This is a genomic window from Streptomyces sp. NPDC101166, from assembly GCF_044768125.1.
In the GTDB taxonomy this organism is placed as follows: Bacteria; Actinomycetota; Actinomycetes; order Streptomycetales; family Streptomycetaceae; genus Streptomyces.
Genome location: NZ_JBIWPF010000375.1, coordinates 1 through 1032, shown reverse-complemented (window position 1 = coordinate 1032; position 1032 = coordinate 1). Strand labels below are relative to the sequence as shown.

Annotated in this window: 1 protein-coding gene; it reads left to right on the top strand. The window is 68.0% G+C overall.

The genetic code is table 11. The features are described from left to right. The first annotated feature begins 182 nt into the window (after positions 1-182). Entirely contained in the window at positions 183-1016 is an 834-nt protein-coding gene (locus tag ACIRS4_RS39230; RefSeq protein WP_404205217.1) for a hypothetical protein, read from the top strand. Positions 1017-1032 lie beyond the last annotated feature (16 nt).

The following is a 1032-nucleotide window of genomic DNA, read 5'->3' as shown; positions in this document are numbered from 1 at the left end:
CGTCCTGTTTCAACTCCACAGAGCGGATATAACGATCCTGTGAAACGGTGGGGCAAGATCGCAATCCCTTGGCTACCGTGGACATCGGCAACTTCGGTAGCCAAACCTTCATCAGGTTGGTTGCCCCGGCCGGTCCCTCATCCCGACCGGGGCACAACCAAATCCTCCGGAGGACATGCCCCGTGCCTTCGCACGACGACATCGCCACCGCCTGGCTCTCCAGCACCGAATTCGCGGACGACAGCGCCGCCGTCGGACTGCTCAGCCGGGCCATCAGCCCGCACGATTTCGACATCAAGCGCGATTCGCTACCGGTGTCGGCGGCTGCCGATCCGGCCACAGCGGGCGCGATCCTGGAACTGCTGCAGCGCCGCCAGGTGCCGACCCTGGCCGCCATCCGCACCCACATGGTGCAGAACGACATGCGGACCGAGGCCGAGCGCATCGAGCGGCTGGGCCGCCGGGCGCAGCGCAGCATCGACGACTTCGGGCGGGTCCTGGCCAAGTTGACCGACGAATACTGGACCGCGCACGGCACCGGTCCGACCCGGCGCGACATCCTGCTCACCGAACCGGTGATCGCGCTGATCCGGGACCGGGTCGGTGACATCCCGCCGACCGCCATCAAGCACCTGTGGCTCATCGAGCGCGCGCAGCGGTCGGGCTGGATCGCCTACAGCGCCGAGCCCCGATCCCTGTGTGCCGGAAGGCGTTTCTTCGGCGTCCGCTACGGCAACCGGGTCTCGCTGCGGCCGGTGAACATGATCGGCACCCTGGTGGCGGCCTATCTGCGCGACCAGGTGGCCGAGAACGGGCGCCCGCCACGCTGGTCGGTCATGGCCTATGAGCTGCGCGACGACCGGGGCCGGCGGGTGTTCAACGACACAGCCGACGCCCGCGCCCAGCGGCAGTGGCTCGTCACCGCGGAATGGATGGCGCTGGAGGACGGAAATCCGGTCCCCGGCCCGCGCGGATTGCGCGCTCTGGCCAAAAAAGCGAGGGAACAACGCAGCTGACGCTGTTACGGGGAGG